This is a genomic window from Lentimicrobium sp. L6, assembly GCF_013166655.1.
Classification (GTDB): Bacteria; Bacteroidota; Bacteroidia; order Bacteroidales; family UBA12170; genus UBA12170.
Genome location: NZ_JABKCA010000024.1, coordinates 23,722 through 40,880, shown reverse-complemented (window position 1 = coordinate 40,880; position 17,159 = coordinate 23,722). Strand labels below are relative to the sequence as shown.

General features: G+C 36.3%; 8 protein-coding genes. All 8 read left to right on the top strand.

Annotation, left to right across the window (positions count from 1 at the left end; all coding sequences use genetic code 11):
- The first annotated feature begins 2 nt into the window (after window positions 1-2).
- The 8 genes from HNS38_RS07975 (at window position 3) to HNS38_RS07940 (ending at window position 17,156) form a co-directional block, all read left to right on the top strand.
- A complete protein-coding gene (locus tag HNS38_RS07975; RefSeq protein WP_172283119.1) occupies window positions 3-2,351 on the top strand; it encodes a glycoside hydrolase family 3 N-terminal domain-containing protein in 2,349 nt (782 codons plus the stop codon).
- Between the two features lie 18 nt (window positions 2,352-2,369).
- Window positions 2,370-4,727: a glycoside hydrolase family 3 C-terminal domain-containing protein gene (locus tag HNS38_RS07970; protein WP_172346254.1), complete on the top strand. Its 2,358-nt coding sequence runs from the start codon at window positions 2,370-2,372 to the stop codon at window positions 4,725-4,727.
- Between the two features lie 327 nt (window positions 4,728-5,054).
- Window positions 5,055-6,116 carry a family 16 glycosylhydrolase gene (locus tag HNS38_RS07965; RefSeq protein WP_172346253.1) on the top strand — a complete coding sequence of 354 codons (1,062 nt, stop codon included), beginning with the start codon at window positions 5,055-5,057 and terminating at the stop codon, window positions 6,114-6,116.
- 3 nt (window positions 6,117-6,119) lie between these two features.
- On the top strand, window positions 6,120-7,322 hold the full coding sequence (locus tag HNS38_RS07960) for a DUF418 domain-containing protein (RefSeq protein ID WP_172346252.1): 1,203 nt from the start codon (window positions 6,120-6,122) through the stop codon (window positions 7,320-7,322).
- 53 nt (window positions 7,323-7,375) lie between these two features.
- Window positions 7,376-10,258, top strand: a complete 2,883-nt coding sequence (locus HNS38_RS07955) for a triple tyrosine motif-containing protein (RefSeq protein WP_172283127.1) — start codon at window positions 7,376-7,378, stop codon at window positions 10,256-10,258.
- A 270-nt stretch (window positions 10,259-10,528) separates the two neighbouring features.
- A complete protein-coding gene (locus tag HNS38_RS07950) occupies window positions 10,529-13,558 on the top strand; it encodes a TonB-dependent receptor (protein WP_172283129.1) in 3,030 nt (1,009 codons plus the stop codon).
- Between the two features lie 11 nt (window positions 13,559-13,569).
- Window positions 13,570-15,054 (top strand): RagB/SusD family nutrient uptake outer membrane protein, encoded by a 1,485-nt coding sequence (locus HNS38_RS07945; protein WP_172283131.1) that lies wholly within the window; start codon window positions 13,570-13,572, stop codon window positions 15,052-15,054.
- 17 nt (window positions 15,055-15,071) lie between these two features.
- Window positions 15,072-17,156, top strand: coding sequence for a PKD domain-containing protein (locus tag HNS38_RS07940; RefSeq protein WP_172346251.1), 2,085 nt, complete (start codon window positions 15,072-15,074; stop codon window positions 17,154-17,156).
- Window positions 17,157-17,159: the final 3 nt, after the last annotated feature.

Genomic DNA, 17,159 nt, shown 5'->3' with positions numbered 1-17,159 from the left:
AAATGAAACTGGACCAATCATATTTAATCTATTTTATGTTGCTGCTTATAGCTATGGCCGTAGGTTGCAAAGAATTGCAGAAAAGTGAAAACAGCCAAGTTTCCAACACGAAAGTGATGGAAATATTGGCTGGGATGACACTTGAAGAAAAGGTAGGGCAAATGACGCAAATAACTTTGGGCGTTTTTTTTAAAGGTGGAGATAATGATCATCGCCCATTACCTTTAACCATAAACCCTGAAACTCTAGACTCAGCTTTTAGAATCTATAAACTGGGTTCTATTTTGAATACGGTAAACAATAGGGCACAAACTAAAGAGTGGTGGAATAAAACGGTAGAATTACTCAATATAAAAGCCATTAAGGAAACTGGAATTCCTATTTTATTTGGCATCGATGCCATTCATGGTGTAGGATATACAGCTGGTTCTACTCTTTATCCTCAGCAAATAGGACAAGGGGCTAGTTTTAATCCTAAACTGGTGAAAAAACTCAACGAACTTACAGCTTATGAAATGAGAGCTTGTAATATACCTTGGACTTTTTCTCCTGTTATGGATATGGGAAGAGACCCTCGTGATGCGAGAATATGGGAAACTTATGGAGAGGACATATATTTGGCTCAAGAATTAGGTAAAGCAGCTGTTGAAGGATTGCAAGGCGATGATTTGAGTCATATTGATACAAAACATGGGGCTGCTTGTTTAAAGCATTTCTTAGCTTATAATTCCAATTCAGGTAAAGATAGAAATCCTTTAAGCATTTCAGCTAGAGAGTTGAAAGAAATACATGCCGCTTCTTTTCAAGCAGCAATTGATGCTGGTGCTAAAACCATCATGATCAACTCTGGATTAATCAATGGAATGCCTGTTCATGCCAATTTCGAGATTCTAACCAGATTACTTAGAGAAGAAATGGGCTTTGAGGGGATGATCGTAACCGACTGGAAGGATATTGAAAACTTCTATGACCGTGACAAAATTGTGTCTACTCAAAAAGAAGGGGTGAAATTAGCCATCAATGCAGGAATCGATATGTCTATGGTTCCTTATAATTTCAAATTCTGTGATTATTTAATAGAATTAGTTAATGAAGGCGAAGTTCCCATGTCGAGAATTGATGATGCAGTAACTAGAATCTTAAAGCTAAAAATGGAATTGGGATTATTTGAAACCCCTAATACTTATCAGAAAGACTATACCGAATTTGGTGGTATGTATTTCAAAAGATTGGCATATCAAGCTTCTACAGAATCAATCACTTTGTTGAAAAATGATGAAGATATCCTTCCGTTGAAGAAAGATGTGAAAGTATTGGTGGCTGGGCCTAATTCTAATAGTATGAGAACGATAAACGGAGGATGGTCCTATTCTTGGCAAGGTGAAAAAGTAGAAGAATTTGCGGAAGACTATCATACATTTCTCGAAGCGGTACAGAATAAAATAGGGCATAGAAATGTAAAATTTGTGGAAGGTGTTTCTTATGATTTTGAAGGTAAATATTATATGGAAAAAGATATCGACATTCATAAAGCGGTGAAAGCGGCCAAGGCTGTTGATTATGTACTCTTGTTTTTAGGCGAGAATTCTTATACCGAGAAACCTGGAGATTTACATGATTTATATATTTCTGACAATCAAAAAGATTTGGCTTTGGCATTGGCAGAAACAGGTAAACCCATCATTCTTGTATTGAACGAAGGTAGACCAAGAATCATCTCTAAGTTTGAGCATGAAATGGATGCGGTTATCCATACCTATTTACCTGCCAATTATGGAGGTGATGCTCTGGCCGATGTGCTTTTTGGAGATTCCAACCCAAGCGGAAAACTTCCATATACCTATCCTATGTATCCCAATTCATTAATCACTTACGATTATTTACCTGCGGAGAAACAAGATAAAATGGAAGGTCTTTACGATTACGAATCTGATGTGGCTATTCAATATGAATTTGGTCATGGGTTAAGTTATACCACTTTTGAATATTCAGACTTCAAAGTAAACACCAGTACTTTTGACTCTAATAATGAAGTGGAGATTTCAGTGAAAGTGACTAATACAGGTGATAGAGCTGGACAAGAAGTGGTCATGCTTTTCTCTTCTGATATAGTAGCTTCAATTTCACCGGCCAATAAGAGACTGAGAAGATTTGAGAAAATCAATTTAAAAGCTGGGGAGTCTAAGAATGTGAACTTCACTATCAATGCTGAAGATTTGGCATTCCATAATTATAATAATCAGCTGGTCTGCGAAAAAGGAGATTTTATCATTAGAATTAAAGATTTTGAACATCAGATTACTTTGACAGAGGATGTTGCTTTTAATATGCCAAGTAAAGTAAAATTATAATCCATAAAAGTAAGGGAGATGAGAAACTATATCATTATTGGAATACTATTATTAGGCGTAATTTCTTTAAACGCTCAGGACAAAAGCAATGAGGACATGAAACAAAAAATTGAGGACTTAGTTTCAAAAATGACTTTAGAAGAAAAAGCATCTTTATGTTCTGGCAGAGATGATTGGAGTACCAAGCCCATTGAGCGATTAGATATCCCATGGATTTGGGTTTCCGATGGCCCTCATGGTCTTCGCCGTGCTCCTGCAACTAATGTACCGGGTTATGGTGACCAATTACCTGCCACTTGTTTTCCTACAGCTTCAGCTTTGGCTGCTACTTGGGATTTAGATTTGATAGAGAAGTTGGGTGTAGCTCTTGGAGAAGAATGTCAAGCTCAGGATGTGAATGTATTATTAGGGCCTGGGGTTAATATTAAAAGATCGGTTTTAGCGGGAAGAAATTTTGAGTTTTTCTCCGAAGATCCCATTCTTTCTGGAGAACTTGGTGCTGCCTTTATTAATGGGGTACAAAGCCAAGGAGTAGGAACTTCTTTAAAGCACTATGTGGCTAATAATGTGGAAACCATGAGGATGTATAATAATTCTGATATGGATATTCGTACGCTTCATGAAATCTATTTAAGGCCTTTTGAAATTGCGGTTAAAAAGGCACAACCTTGGACAGTGATGGCCTGCTATAATCGAGTTCAAGGGATATACGGAACCGAATCTCCTTATATTTTAACAGAGGTATTAAAAAATCAATGGGGATTTGAAGGCATTGTGATTTCTGATTGGTTTGCTGTGGTTGACCGAGTGGAAGGAATAAAAGCAGGAATGCATATCGAAATGCCTGGTGTAAGTACCTTTAACGATGAACTCATAGTAGAAGCCGTTAAAAATGGCGAATTAGAGGCGTCTGTATTAGATGCTTTAGTGAAAGAAATTCTACAGGTGGTATTAAAAGCAAAATCTCTGGAGAAAGAAGGAGTGGAATTGGATGCACAAGCACACCATGCCTTTGCCAGACAAGTAGCAGCAGAGGCAGCAACACTATTGAAGAATGACAATAAGGTACTTCCTATAACTAAGAAGAAGTATAAGAAAGTGGCCATTATTGGTGAATTTGCTAATAATCCACGTTTTCAAGGAAATGGTAGCTCAGAAGTAAAACCCACTCAACTCGATAAAGTTCTCGATATTCTAAATCAAGAATATGGTAATGATTTTAAATTCACATACTCCCAAGGTTATAGCCTAACAGATGATGTAGATTATTCTATGATAGCCGAAGCTAAAGAAGCTGCAGCTAAAGCTGATATTGCTTTAGTATTTGCGGGCTTACCCTTACATTATGAATCGGAAGGAATTGATAGAACTCATATTGATTTACCTCCATCGCATAATAAACTGATCAGCGAAATTGCTCTAGTTCAAGAAAATTCAGTGGTAGTTTTAACCAATGGTTCTGCCATTACCATGCCTTGGATAAATGAGGTAGATGGAGTATTAGAGACCTGGTTAGGTGGACAAGCGGGAGCAGGAGCCACAGCCGATGTGCTTTTTGGAAAAGTGAATCCTTCCGGAAAATTGGCGGAAACATTCCCAATGAAACTAGAAGATACACCAGCGTTTTTTAATTTTCCTGGTGAGCAAGGAGAAGTGATTTATGGGGAGCGCATTTTTGTGGGCTATCGATATTATGACGAGAAGAAAATGGAGCCTCTTTTCCCATTTGGATTCGGACTTTCCTATACTACTTTTGAATATAGCGACCTCACAGTATCTGCTAAAAACATTAAAGATACAGATGGTTTAGTAGTAACTATGAATATTAAAAACACAGGAGAAACTAAAGGAAAAGAAATAGTTCAGTTATATGTAAAGGATGAAGAAAGCACTTTACAACGTCCCGAAAAAGAACTCAAGAAATTTGCTAAAATAGAACTTAATCCAGGGGAAACCAAAGAAGTAAGTTTCGAACTCAATACTCGCGATTTTTCCTATTTCGATGGACATAGAGCGCTTTGGATTGCTGAAAGTGGTGCTTTTGATATTTTAGTTGGAGCTTCCTCTAGGGATATCAAACTACAAGAAACCATTCAACTACAATCTACTCAAATAGTGCCATTGGCTTATAATGAGTATACTTTCTTTAGAGAATACTGGGATAATAAAGAAACTCGTGAATTATTAAAAGCCATGGTTCCTCAATGGATTGGTAATTTTGTTCCCGAAGGAAAATCCTTAGACGATGCCGTATTTAATGATTTCCTTATTGATAATCCCATCATAAAATTACCTTATGTAACAGGAGGAGAAGTTGATCAGCAAGGGGTGAAAGATTTTATTGAAAAGTGTAAAGGAATTACATATACACCATAAATTAAAGATAAAATATAAAGGAAATAGATGCTATAAAGAGATATCACTATCAATACGAAACCAATTTAACTAAACTTACTAATACCACTCGTATACTAGATATCACTATAAACAACAAATGATAATTTTTTTATCATAAACAAACTAGAGTCTCTTTTTAGCTCTATCCTTTTTTTAAATATTGAAAAACATAAAACCATAATGCAAAATAAGAAATAGATGCTTTAAAGAGATGTCACTATCAATACGAAACCATTTTAACTAAACTTACTAAAGCCACTCGTATGCTAGATATTACTACTTTTACTCAATGATAATTAAGATATTATGATGAACAAACTAATATATCTCTTTTTAGCTCTTTTTCTTTTTCCTGTTTTAGCCTCCTCTCAAAATAGAGAAGTCATTTGGTCCGACGAGTTTAATTATGAAGGACTACCAGATACGGCTAAGTGGGGCTACGATGTGGGTGGCAACGGATGGGGAAATAATGAATTGCAATATTATGCCGATGGTAGACTAGAAAACTCTCGAGTTGAAAATGGAAATCTAATTATTGAAGCCCACTACGAGTTTTTTAGTGGAAAAGCTTATTCTTCAGCTCGTCTCATTACTAAAAACAAAGGCGATTGGCAATATGGTTATTTCGAAATGAGAGCCAAACTTCCAAGCGGAAGAGGAACCTGGCCCGCCTTTTGGATGTTGCCCACCGATTGGGAATATGGAGGATGGCCCGGTAGTGGAGAAATCGATATCATGGAACATGTGGGCTACGATACCGAGAATGTCCATGGAACAGTCCACACCAAAAGCTATAACCACATCATCGGAACTCAAGTTGGTGTAGCAAAACCAGTCCCCGATTGTGAAGAGGCTTTTCATGTATATGCTTGCGAATGGACAGCCGATTACATCAAAATGTATATTGACGATGAACTTTATTTTACATTTGAGAATCAAGGAAATTGGCAAGCTTGGCCCTTCGATAAAAGATTCCACATTCTTGTCAACCTTGCTGTAGGCGGAAACTGGGGTGGAGTAGAGGGGGTAGATTCCGATGCATTCCCCACTCAATTTGTCATTGATTACATTAGAGTTTACGCTCCTGGAACTACGCCAAATGCCATTCCTGAAAAAGAGACAGACAAAACCATAAAGGTATATCCAAATCCTGCTCAAGAAAAATTATTCATAGATTCTAGTGAACATAATGGTCCTGAAGCTCTAGAGTTCTCTCTATATAACTCTTTGGGTAAGCTAGTTCTGAAAAGAAGCATACAAGAAAAGTTGGTGAGCTTGAATATCTCAGAATTAAAGGGAGGGATGTATTATTATCAAATTTCTTCAGGAAATGAAAATTTAGACAAAGGTCGTTTCATAAAGGAATAGATAATGAGTCAAAAAAAACCTAGAATTGTCATAGTAGATGCCTTACGAGGATTTGCTTTATTAGGAATCATATTGATTCACAGCATCGAACATTTTGATTTTTTCTATCCTCCAGAGCTAAACTATTTATTCTCACCTGCTCTTGATGGTTTTGTGTTTGAAACTATTTTCCTTTTAATAGCAGGAAAAGCATATTCCATTTTCGCTTTAATGTTTGGCTTTAGCTTTTTTATACAAATGGATAGGCAGAAACAATTAGGTATAGATTTCAGAGCCCAATTTATTTGGAGGTTGTTTATATTGATGGGTTTAGGTTTTGTGCATTCCTTATTTTACGAAGGAGATATATTGCACATTTATGCCATTCTAGGTATGAGCTTGGTTTTATTTGATAGATTTAAAACAAAGCATTTGATCATTATTGCTGGCCTCTTGGCCTTGCAGATTCCGACTTTAGTCCAGCTGACAGTCTCATTACTGAATCCTAATTATATATTTCAAGAGACTTTTGGAGCAGGATTATGGGGCATTGGTAGCGAAATATTTGCTAAAGGGAGCTTCTTTGAAGTCATAGAATATAATAACTGGCGAGCCAGAACAGCTGTTTGGGGCTGGACCTTTTATAATGGAAGATATTTAATGTTGATTGCTCTATTTATCTTTGGTTTGGTATTAGGGAGGGAACAATTTTTCCACAAATTAAAGGAGAATAAAAAAACGCTAGAAAAAATAGCCTTAATCACTTTCGTTTTTTCTGTGGTCATTATTCAATTCAAGACTTTATTAATCACTTTGCCCTTAGGAGAAACCCAGAGCTATTTTTTAAATGTACTATTAGGAGCTTATACCAGTTTCACTCATACCTTCTTTATCTTTTCAGTTTTTTGTCTCATTTACATCAAGTTTAGCAAGGCTAAAGCATTTAATTATTTAGCTGTTTATGGTAGAATGAGCCTATCAAACTATGCGGGTCAATCCATGATAGGAGTATTCATCTTCTATGGATATGGATTGGGCATGTACAGATTTATGGGCTCCTCTTGGAGCTTAATTTATGGAATACTGTTTTTTATTCTGCAAGTCAGCTTTAGCCAATTTTGGATGAGAAACTATTATTATGGTCCATTGGAATGGCTATGGAGAGCTTTGACTCAGCTGGACTTCTCGATTCCACTAAAAAGAAAAACAATTAATTCGAAGACTTAGTATGTAATATTGCCATTGATTTTCATAACTTAGCGAGGTTAAATATTCAATTAATGGCTTCTAGATTACAAAAAACCTTTTTACTCTTTACTATATTGCTTTGTCTTTCTGGCTTTTCGCAGCAGAAACTTATAGGCACTTCTAGCGTACGAAACTATTCACGATCCGAAATTAATGCTGGAATCCAAAACTGGAGTATTCAGCAAGGCGATAATGGAAAAATGTATTTTGCCAATAATTCAGGATTATTGGAGTTTGATGGTGTAAATTGGAGAAACTTTCCAATAACCAATAATGGATTGGTTAGAAGCTTATATATTGATGTTGAAGGAATCATTTACGCTGGTGGATTTAATGAAATTGGATATTATAAAAAAAAGGAAGATGGGTTTTATCAGTTTCATTCTATTAGAAATTTAATTCCCAATGAGTATAATGATTTTGATGACGTCTGGAGAATATCTTTTAATTTGGATGGTATCATCTATCAATCCTTTTCTCAATTAATGATTTATAATGATGATAGTATTACGGTGATAGCAGCCCCTTCCGAATTTCATCTTTCTTATCAACTCAATAATAATTTTTATGTAAATGATATGGAACAAGGCTTATTGCGCTTGGCGATGGGTAAACTTTTTCCACTCAAAGGGGCCGAAAGTTTAAGGGGGAAAGAAATTTGGGGAATCTTAGAACACAATGATCAAATGTTGATATCCACGGCTTCCGATGGAGTTTTTACCTATGATGGGAATTCTGTAATCCCATGGGCTACAAATGTCAACGAGTTTTTAAAGAAGAATCAAATATTCTGCTCTTATAAAACGAAATCAGGAATATTATGCTTCGGAACCATCCAAAATGGATTAGTCATGGTGAATACCAAAGGCGAATTAATACAGCATTTAAACATGTCCGATGGACTTCAAAACAATACCATTCTTAGCATTGGTGAAGACAATTTGGGTAATTTGTGGTTAGGCACCGATAAAGGAATCGATTTTGTAGAAATTAGTTCTCCATTGTCGCGTATATCTTACAATTTTGGCGCGGGTACTGGATACACTGCCAGATATTTTGAAGACAATCTGTATTTGGGTACTAATCAAGGACTACAAGTTACGCAGCAAAATTCAACTTTGTCGAATAACTTGTTGAACAAAAAATTAAAAATCATCCCTAAAACCCAAGGGCAAGTTTGGTCCTTGAATGAAATAGATGGAAGCCTTTTCTGTGGACATAATTATGGGACGTTTATTATTGAAGGAGAAGAAGCCCAACAAATATCCGATATCCCAGGGGGCTGGGCCTATATTCAAACCCCAAAAGACTCTACTAAGGTAATCGGGGGTACTTATAGTGGATTAATACTATTTGAAAAGATAAATGGACAATGGGCCTTTAAAAAGGTGTTGGATGGCTTTTCCGAATCCGCCAGAGACATAGCATTTGATGGGGATGGATATTTGTGGATGATGCATGGCTTTAAAGGCGTTTATCGATTTATTCTTAGTGATGATTATGAAACCATATTGCAAGTCGATTATTTTAATTCAAGTAACTCCATTTTGGATGAACAGCTTTTTAGCCTCTGCACACTAAAAGGGAAAATACATTTTCTGACTGGAGATGGAATGTTCTCCTATTCCAATAAAAAAGAGGACTTTATAAGGGAGGATTTTTTTAAGCCTTTTATTAAGGATTCCCAAGTAAGAATGGTTAGTGAAGATAAAAATCATAATATCTGGTATTTTACTGCTGGGGAATTAGCTGTATTAAGGTTTGGAGAGGATGGTAAATACTATAATGTCACCCTCCCCTTTATGAAATTAAAAGGCCAATTTGTGAATGGTTTCGAGTTTGTAAACACCCAAAAAGAAGATCATTGTCTTATTGCTACAGAAAATGGTTTTGAGTATTATTCTCTAAAAGTTCAGAAAGATTATAATGTTCCATTTCAGTCCTATATTAATCAAATGCGGACCTTCAAACCCGATTCTGTATATTACTATTCTGCAACTGACAAACCCGTCCAAATTAATTATACCAATAACGATATAGAGTTCACATTTTCAGCCAACGATTTTGAAAACCCTAATGATGTAGTTTATTCTACCATGTTAGAGGGTTACGAGAAGGAATGGTCAGATTGGGACAGTAGAAACACAAAAGAGTATACCAATCTATTTGAGGGAAATTATACCTTCCAGCTAAGAAGCAAGAATATATATGGGGTTAGCACCCAAGCCATAGCGTTTAAATTCATTGTTTCCCCTCCATATTATCGTAGTATTCTGGCCTATATTATTTATTTCATAGCCTTTCTCATTTTCTTAATGCTGCTCTTTGTTATTATTAATAGAAGACTAAAAGCGGTAAAAAGCAAGCATGAAGAAGAACAAGCAAGATTGTTTCGTAAGAAGGAAGCAGAATTACAAAAAGAAGCTTTAGAAGCGGAGAAGGAACTCATAAAAATGAGGAATGATAAATTAAGACTCAGCATCAAATTAAAAAACAAAGAACTCGTTAACTCCACCTACGAAACCATACATAAAAATGAAATACTTATTCAGCTCATTAATGAACTAAAAGAAATTAGTACTAAAGTGACTAGTGAAGAGAATAAGCATCAATTAAGAATGATGCTCAAAAGAATACGAAAAGAAATTAATAACGATAAGCAATGGCAGGTTTTTGAAACCAATTTTGAAAATGTGCATGAGGAATTCTTGAAGAGAATCAAGTTAGCCTACCCAGGCTTAAGTCCTCGAGAGCTCAAATTATGTGCTTATCTAAGAATCAATAAATCAAGTAAAGAGATTTCACTACTAATGAATATCTCAGTAAGAGGAGTCGAGATTAGTCGATACCGTCTCAGAAAAAAATTGGAGCTTGATAGAGAAGTCAATTTAACCGAATTTATATTGAAATTTTAACATATTGCCCCTTCTTTTCTATATCAATGATTGATGTAGTAAGTAATATCCACCTATATACTTTTTAAGTATCACAATTACAGCACTATAAATGCATTATTGTTGTATTTTTGATGTAGTCAAAAATACAAATGATGTGTTTTTGATGAAGCTATATATTTGATATTACCTACCTGTAAAGCTATTTTCGCAATCGATTGTTACTAAATAATTTAACAAATCAATAATTTTTAATAAAAATTAAGACTCAATTTAATTAAAATCAATCGTATGAAAAATGTTTTACTAGTAGTTTTCGCTCTAATGTTGACTATTGGCCTACAAGCTCAAAGTATTACTGTCAGTGGTAGAGTTTTCGCTGAAGGTGATGATTTAGGACTTCCAGGAGCCACAATATTAGAGAAGGGAACCACCAATGGAGTTGTTACCGATTTTGATGGTAATTATTCCATAAGTGTATCCCCAGATGCTGTATTGGTATTCTCATTTGTGGGAATGGCAGGACAAGAAATGGCCGTTGAAGGCAGAACCCAAATTGATGTTACATTATCTAATTCAACAACTCTAGATGAGGTTGTTGTTATTGGTTATGGTGAAATCAAGAAAAAAGATGTAACAGGTGCGGTTTCTCAGATGAATGCTGAGAAAATCGAAAAGCTCAAACCTGTAAAGGTGGAACAAGCCTTACAAGGGACCATGGCTGGAGTTAATGTGACCAGTCAATCTGGTGCTCCTGGTTCAGGATACAATATCCGAATTCGTGGAGTTGCTACCAATGGTGATGCTGCTCCATTGGTTATTGTCGATGGATATGTGGGGGACTTAGGAACCTTAAGTCCTAGTGATATCGAAAGTGTGACTGTACTTAAAGATGCACAGGCAGCTATTTATGGAGCTTCTGGGGCAAATGGTGTAATCCTAGTAAAAACAAAACAAGGCAAAAAAAATTCACCAACCAGAGTTACGCTTAATAGTAGTTTAGGTATGCAGGAAACATCTAGGAAAATCCCACTGTTAGACGCTACTGAATATGCTGCAATTCTAAATGAAAGTTATGCTGCTGCAGGTGATCCAATTCCTTATCCAGACCTCTCTGGTTTAGGTCAAGGAACCAATTGGCAGGATGAATTATTTCAAACAGCACCACTTTTCGATAATAACTTAAGCGTGTATGGAGGTACTGAAAAGTCGACCTATACTTTAAGTGCTTCTGATTTACGCCAGCAAGGTATTATAGGTGGTGATAAAACAGGTTTTAACAGAAGTACTGCAAGATTAAGTTTAACAACTGAATTATATGAGTGGTTGAATTTTAGTACAAATGTTTCGTATTCTCATATTGACAGAAAAACTATAAATGATTTTGGTTTGGCCTCCGTATTGTTTAATGCCTTAAATATGCCATCAGTACATCCAGTTTATGGTGAATCAGGTGACTATTTTTTAGCTCCTAGCGATTTAGGTATCGAGGTGATTAATCCGATGGCTCAAATAGCTAATACTTATAATGATTATGATATCAATAAACTTTTCGGAAACGCCAGCTTAGATGCTAGTTTTGCTCAATATTTTAAAGCAACTGCACGTATTGGTTTTAATACTGCTTATGCTAAGTCTAAATCCTTTTCACCTATTGTTGATTACGGAGGAAAAGTTTTTGATGTTTCTAGAAGTAGTGTATATCAAGATAGAAACAACTATAACGATTATACATTCGATGCTTTTGTTACTTATGAAAGAACATTTAACGAAACACATCATGTTACTGCCATGCTTGGTACTACTGTTCTTAAAAGCTGGGGTGATTATTTAGGTGCAACAGGATATGATGTCCCTAATAATTCAGTGGATTTTGCCGATATCAGCCTAACAAATGGCTTAGTAGATTCTAAAAACATTGGTTCTTATGTTTATGATACTAGAAAGCTATCTTATTTCGCAAGAATGCAGTATGATTATAAAGGTAAATACTTAATATCTGCCATGCTTAGACGCGATGCTTCTATGAAGTTTGGACCGGAAAATGCAGCTGCATATTTCCCATCAGTAACAGGAGGTTGGATTTTATCTGACGAAGCTTTTATGAAGGACATTAATAATGTTGATTTAGTAAAGCTAAGAGGTAGCTACGGTATCTTAGGTAACGATAGAATTGGTGATTTCCTTTATCTTTCACAACTATCAGGAGAGGCCGTTTATGTATTTGATAATATGTTGACTTATGGTACTGCCATTGGTCCATTGCCAAATCCAAGTGTAAAATGGGAACGTTCAAAGCAATTTGACTTAGGTGCTGACCTAAGTTTCTTTCGCGATAAATTAGATTTCACTGTTGATTATTACTCTAAAGTGACTGATCAACTTCTAATTGGAAATATTCCTGTGTCAGGTATATTGGGCATCACTGCTCCTGGAGCTTCTGGCCCAACGGTAAATGCTGGAGCGGTTAAAAACAGTGGTTTAGAATTCTCAGTAGGTTATAGAGGTCAAATTGTAGAAGGCTTAAAATTCAATGTAAACTATAATGTGACCACTATCCGTAATGAAGTACTTGAAGTAGATAATGGAACCGGATTTATTGAGGGTGGTAATTTTAGTGTTGGACAACCATTGATTTCAAGAATGGAAGAGGGTCAACCCATTGGTTATTTCTATGGATACCAAACTGATGGTATTTTCCAAACACAAGCCGAAGTAGATGCACACCCCAGTCAAATAGCCTTAGGTGCTCCTGCACAACCTGGTGACTTCAGATTTAAAGATTCAAATAATGATGGTGTTATCAATACTGAGGATAGAGTGAACCTTGGTAATCCTATTCCTGATGTGGTTATGGGGTTTAGTTTTTCTTTGGATTACAAAGGAATTGATTTTGCTATTAATGCTTATGCATCTCTTGGGAATGATATCGTAAGAAATTATGAGAGAGCACAGCCAAATGTGAATAGAATGAGTTATATTTTAGACAGATGGACTGGTCCAGGTACCACTAATGAAGTACCAAGAGTAACAACTGCGGCAACTGCAAATAATGTATTCTCCGATTTTTATGTGGAAGATGGCTCTTATTTAAGAATTCAGAAAATTCAGTTGGGTTATACAATACCTGAAAGATGGACAAGCAAAGCATCTATTCAGAAATTTAGACTTTTTGCATCCATTGATAACCCATTTACATTCACAAACTATACTGGTTTCGATCCTGCTGCTTCAAATGGTAGCCCTATTGGAGCAGGTATCGATTATGGATTTTATCCTGCTTCAAGAATTTATACTTTCGGATTTAGCCTTAACTTATAATATTAAAAACTATGAAAAATTTATTATATAAAACAATCATGATTTTAGGGTTTATAGGCTTAATGATAACTATAAACTCTTGTTCCGACAATTTTGTTCAGGAAGCTCCTGAATACTCTATAGACTCAGAAAACTATTTTAATTCTGAGGACGATTATTATAAAGCCCTTGTTGGTGCTTATGATCTATTACAACCAACTTATCAAAATGTAATAGTTGGTGAAATTGCCTCAGATAATACACTTTGTGGTGGCGAAAGTCCTACAGATGTTATTGGCTGGCAACAGATCGATGACATGATACATACCCCTGTAAATAGTAATCTTCGTGAAATATGGAGCCTTATGTTTTCTGGCGTTCAGCGTTGTAATTATTTTATGGAATATAAAGACAAAACTGATTTTGATGGTAGAGAAGCCATGATTGGTGAAATCAGATTCCTAAGAGCTTATTATCATTTCGAACTGGTTAAATGGTTTGGTGGTATTCCTTTAAAAATTGATGAACGCTTTCAATTAGGTGATGAATTAAATATTCCAAGGTCTTCTGTTGATGAGGTTTATGCTCAAATTGAAGCTGATTTAATTGCTGCTGCAGCAGTTTTGCCCGATGTTCCTCTTCAACAAGGAAGAGCCACAAAAGGAGCTGCCTTGTCTTTATTAGGAAAAGCCTATTTATATCAAGAAGAATTTACTAAAGCTGCAACCACTTTAGATGAAGTCATCAATAGCGGTGTATATGTTCTTGCCGATAATTATAATTCAATATTTGAACACGAAGGTGAAAATGGCCCTGAATCTGTATTTGAAGTGCAATATACAGACCTTGAAGGTGCTGGTTTTGGATGTCTACAATGTAGTGAAGGTAATGTAGCCGTTGGTTTTAGTGGAGTTCGTTCTTACGATGGTCCTCTCTTTTCTTCCGGATTTAGCTTTAATGTTCCTACTGCCGAAGCTGCAAGTATTTATAGTCCTGGTGATCATAGATTAGGTGTAACCATTTTAGATATTGTGGCCTGGTCTGATACAGCTGGAGCTGGCTATTCAACAGGAAATGAGCATACTGGATATTTTAATAGAAAATATATTCCTCGTAAAAGAAGTGAGAATGCACAGAATGATCTTAACTTAACCAATCCTAACAACTATCGAGCTATCAGATATTCTGATGTATTATTGATGGCTGCTGAGGCAAATAATAGAGGTGGTATCTCTGATGCAAAAGCCCAAGATTATTTAAATCAAGTAAGAAGACGTGCATTTACTGATGAAAATCATGACATTACACTTTCTGGTGCTGATTTAACTGAAGCTATATATCATGAGAGAAGGCTTGAGTTATTTGGAGAGGGACATCGTTTCTTCGATTTAGTAAGAACTGGAAAAGCCGCTAGTGTTATAGATGGTTTTGTAGTGGGTAAGCACGAAGTTTTCCCCATTCCTTTAGAAGAGATTAACTTTTCTGCTGGTAACTGGTCTCAAAACCCAAATTATTAATTTAAAAGTCAGATAAAATGAAGATAATAAAAAATATATTGAGTATCGTTCTATTACTGGCCATTTTTAGTGCCTGTCAAAAGGACGATCCATCTTATAGTCTGGATAATATCCAGCCACCTTCAAAACTTGAGATCATGTTTGATGTTGCTCAAGATAATACGGGTATAGTTACCGTTTTACCCGCTGCTGAAGGGGTGACCGCTTATGAGGTTTGGTTTGGTGATGTTGAGGGAGAACTCCCTTCTAAGTACACTCTAGGAGAACTCATCTCTCATACCTATTCAGAGGGAAACTACAATGTAAAAGTTAAAGCAATTGGTTTAACAGGTTTGTCAACAATGGGTGAACAAGCTCTTACGGTTAGCTTTAAAGCTCCAGAGAACCTTGTGGTTACTGTGACTCCTGACCAAGTGAATCCTAGGATTGTTGAGGTGTCGGCTACAGCTGATATGGCAACATTAATCCATATCTATTTTGGAGATGTTGAAGACGAAACTCCTGTAAGCATTTTACCAGGTGAAGCTACACAACATACTTATGCAGAACCAGGTGATTATGAATTAAAAGTAATCGCTAAAAACTCTGGCTCAGCCACCACTGAATATACTGAAACATTAACTATCTTAGAAGCTAGTGACCCTATTACGTTACCTATAGATTTTGAATCTTTCACTGTGAATTATACTTTTTCCGATTTTGGTGGAGTGAGTTCTGCAGTAATCGATAATCCAGACGCTTCTGGTATCAATACCAGTTCTAAAGTTGGTCATTCTTTCAAATCTGCTGGTTCAGAAACCTGGGGAGGTAGTTTGTTAACACTAGGTGCTCCAATTGATTTTTCAGCCGGCAATTTATTTAAAGTAAAAGTATGGTCGCCTAAGTCTGGAGCTATTGTTAAACTAAAAGTTGAAAATTTAGATAGCGGTGATATAGCTTATGAAATGGATGCTACAACTACAACTTCCAACGAATGGGAAGAATTAGTTTATGATTTCTCAGGAATTGATGGAACTCAAAGCTATCAAAAAATAGTGATCTTCTTTGACTTTGATAATGTTGGAGATGATTCAGATTACTATTTTGATGATATTAAACTAGGTAGTGCAGCTCCATCAACAGGTTTAGTAGGAACTTGGAAAATGGCTCCAGAAGCAGGTTCGCTAGGTGTTGGTCCAGGACAAGGAGATATTTCTTGGTGGGCTATTGATGATGCTGGTGTAAGTGATAGAGGATGTTTCTTCGACGACGAATATGTTTTCTCAGCAAATGGCAGCTTTAGCAATGTTTTAGGTGCTGATACTTGGGTTGAAGCATGGCAAGGCGTGGAAGCAGACGGATGTGGAAGCCCTGTGGCTCCTCATGATGGCTCTGCGGCTGCCACCTATAATTACGATGAATCCGCCGGTACAGTTACTCTTAATGGAATAGGCGCTTATCTTGGAATTCCTAAAGCAAATAATGCTGGAGAATTAACAAGTCCAGCTGATGCACCAGAATCTATTACCTATATTATTGAACTACAAGATGGTGGAAATACAATGATTATTGATATTGAAGCTGGAGCAGGTGTTTGGTGGAGATACAAACTTGTAAAAGAAGGCGGAGGAGGAGAACCTTCTCCAATAGCTGGTACTTGGCAAATGGCTCCAGAAGCAGGTTCGCTAGGTGTTGGTCCAGGACAAGGAGATATTTCTTGGTGGGCTATTGATGATGCTGGTGTAAGTGATAGAGGATGTTTCTTCGACGACGAATATGTTTTCTCAGCAAATGGCAGCTTTAGTAATGTTCTTGGTTCCGAAACATGGGTTGAAGCTTGGCAAGGTATTGAGGCGGATGGTTGTGGAGTTCCAGTAGCTCCTCACGATGGCTCAAATGCTGCTACATTTACTTATGACGAAGGAGCTGGTACTATAACATTATCTGGTGTTGGAGCCTTTTTAGGTATTCCTAAAGCCAATAATACCGGAGAGCTTACCAGTCCTGATGATGCCCCTGAATCAATAACTTATATCGTTGAATTACAGGATGCCAGTACAATGATTATTGATATTGAAGCTGGAGCTGGTGTTTGGTGGAGATACAAACTTATTAAACGCTAAAAA

What these genes read in the sequence shown, in the direction of transcription:
- HNS38_RS07960 (WP_172346252.1), top strand. Translation starts at nt 6,120, where the DNA reads ATGAGTCAAAAAAAACCTAGAATTGTCATAGTAGATGCCTTACGAGGA.
- HNS38_RS07940 (WP_172346251.1), top strand. Translation starts at nt 15,072, where the DNA reads ATGAAGATAATAAAAAATATATTGAGTATCGTTCTATTACTGGCCATT.
- HNS38_RS07950 (WP_172283129.1), top strand. Translation starts at nt 10,529, where the DNA reads ATGAAAAATGTTTTACTAGTAGTTTTCGCTCTAATGTTGACTATTGGC.
- HNS38_RS07955 (WP_172283127.1), top strand. Translation starts at nt 7,376, where the DNA reads ATGGCTTCTAGATTACAAAAAACCTTTTTACTCTTTACTATATTGCTT.
- HNS38_RS07975 (WP_172283119.1), top strand. Translation starts at nt 3, where the DNA reads ATGAAACTGGACCAATCATATTTAATCTATTTTATGTTGCTGCTTATA.
- HNS38_RS07945 (WP_172283131.1), top strand. Translation starts at nt 13,570, where the DNA reads ATGAAAAATTTATTATATAAAACAATCATGATTTTAGGGTTTATAGGC.
- HNS38_RS07965 (WP_172346253.1), top strand. Translation starts at nt 5,055, where the DNA reads ATGATGAACAAACTAATATATCTCTTTTTAGCTCTTTTTCTTTTTCCT.
- HNS38_RS07970 (WP_172346254.1), top strand. Translation starts at nt 2,370, where the DNA reads ATGAGAAACTATATCATTATTGGAATACTATTATTAGGCGTAATTTCT.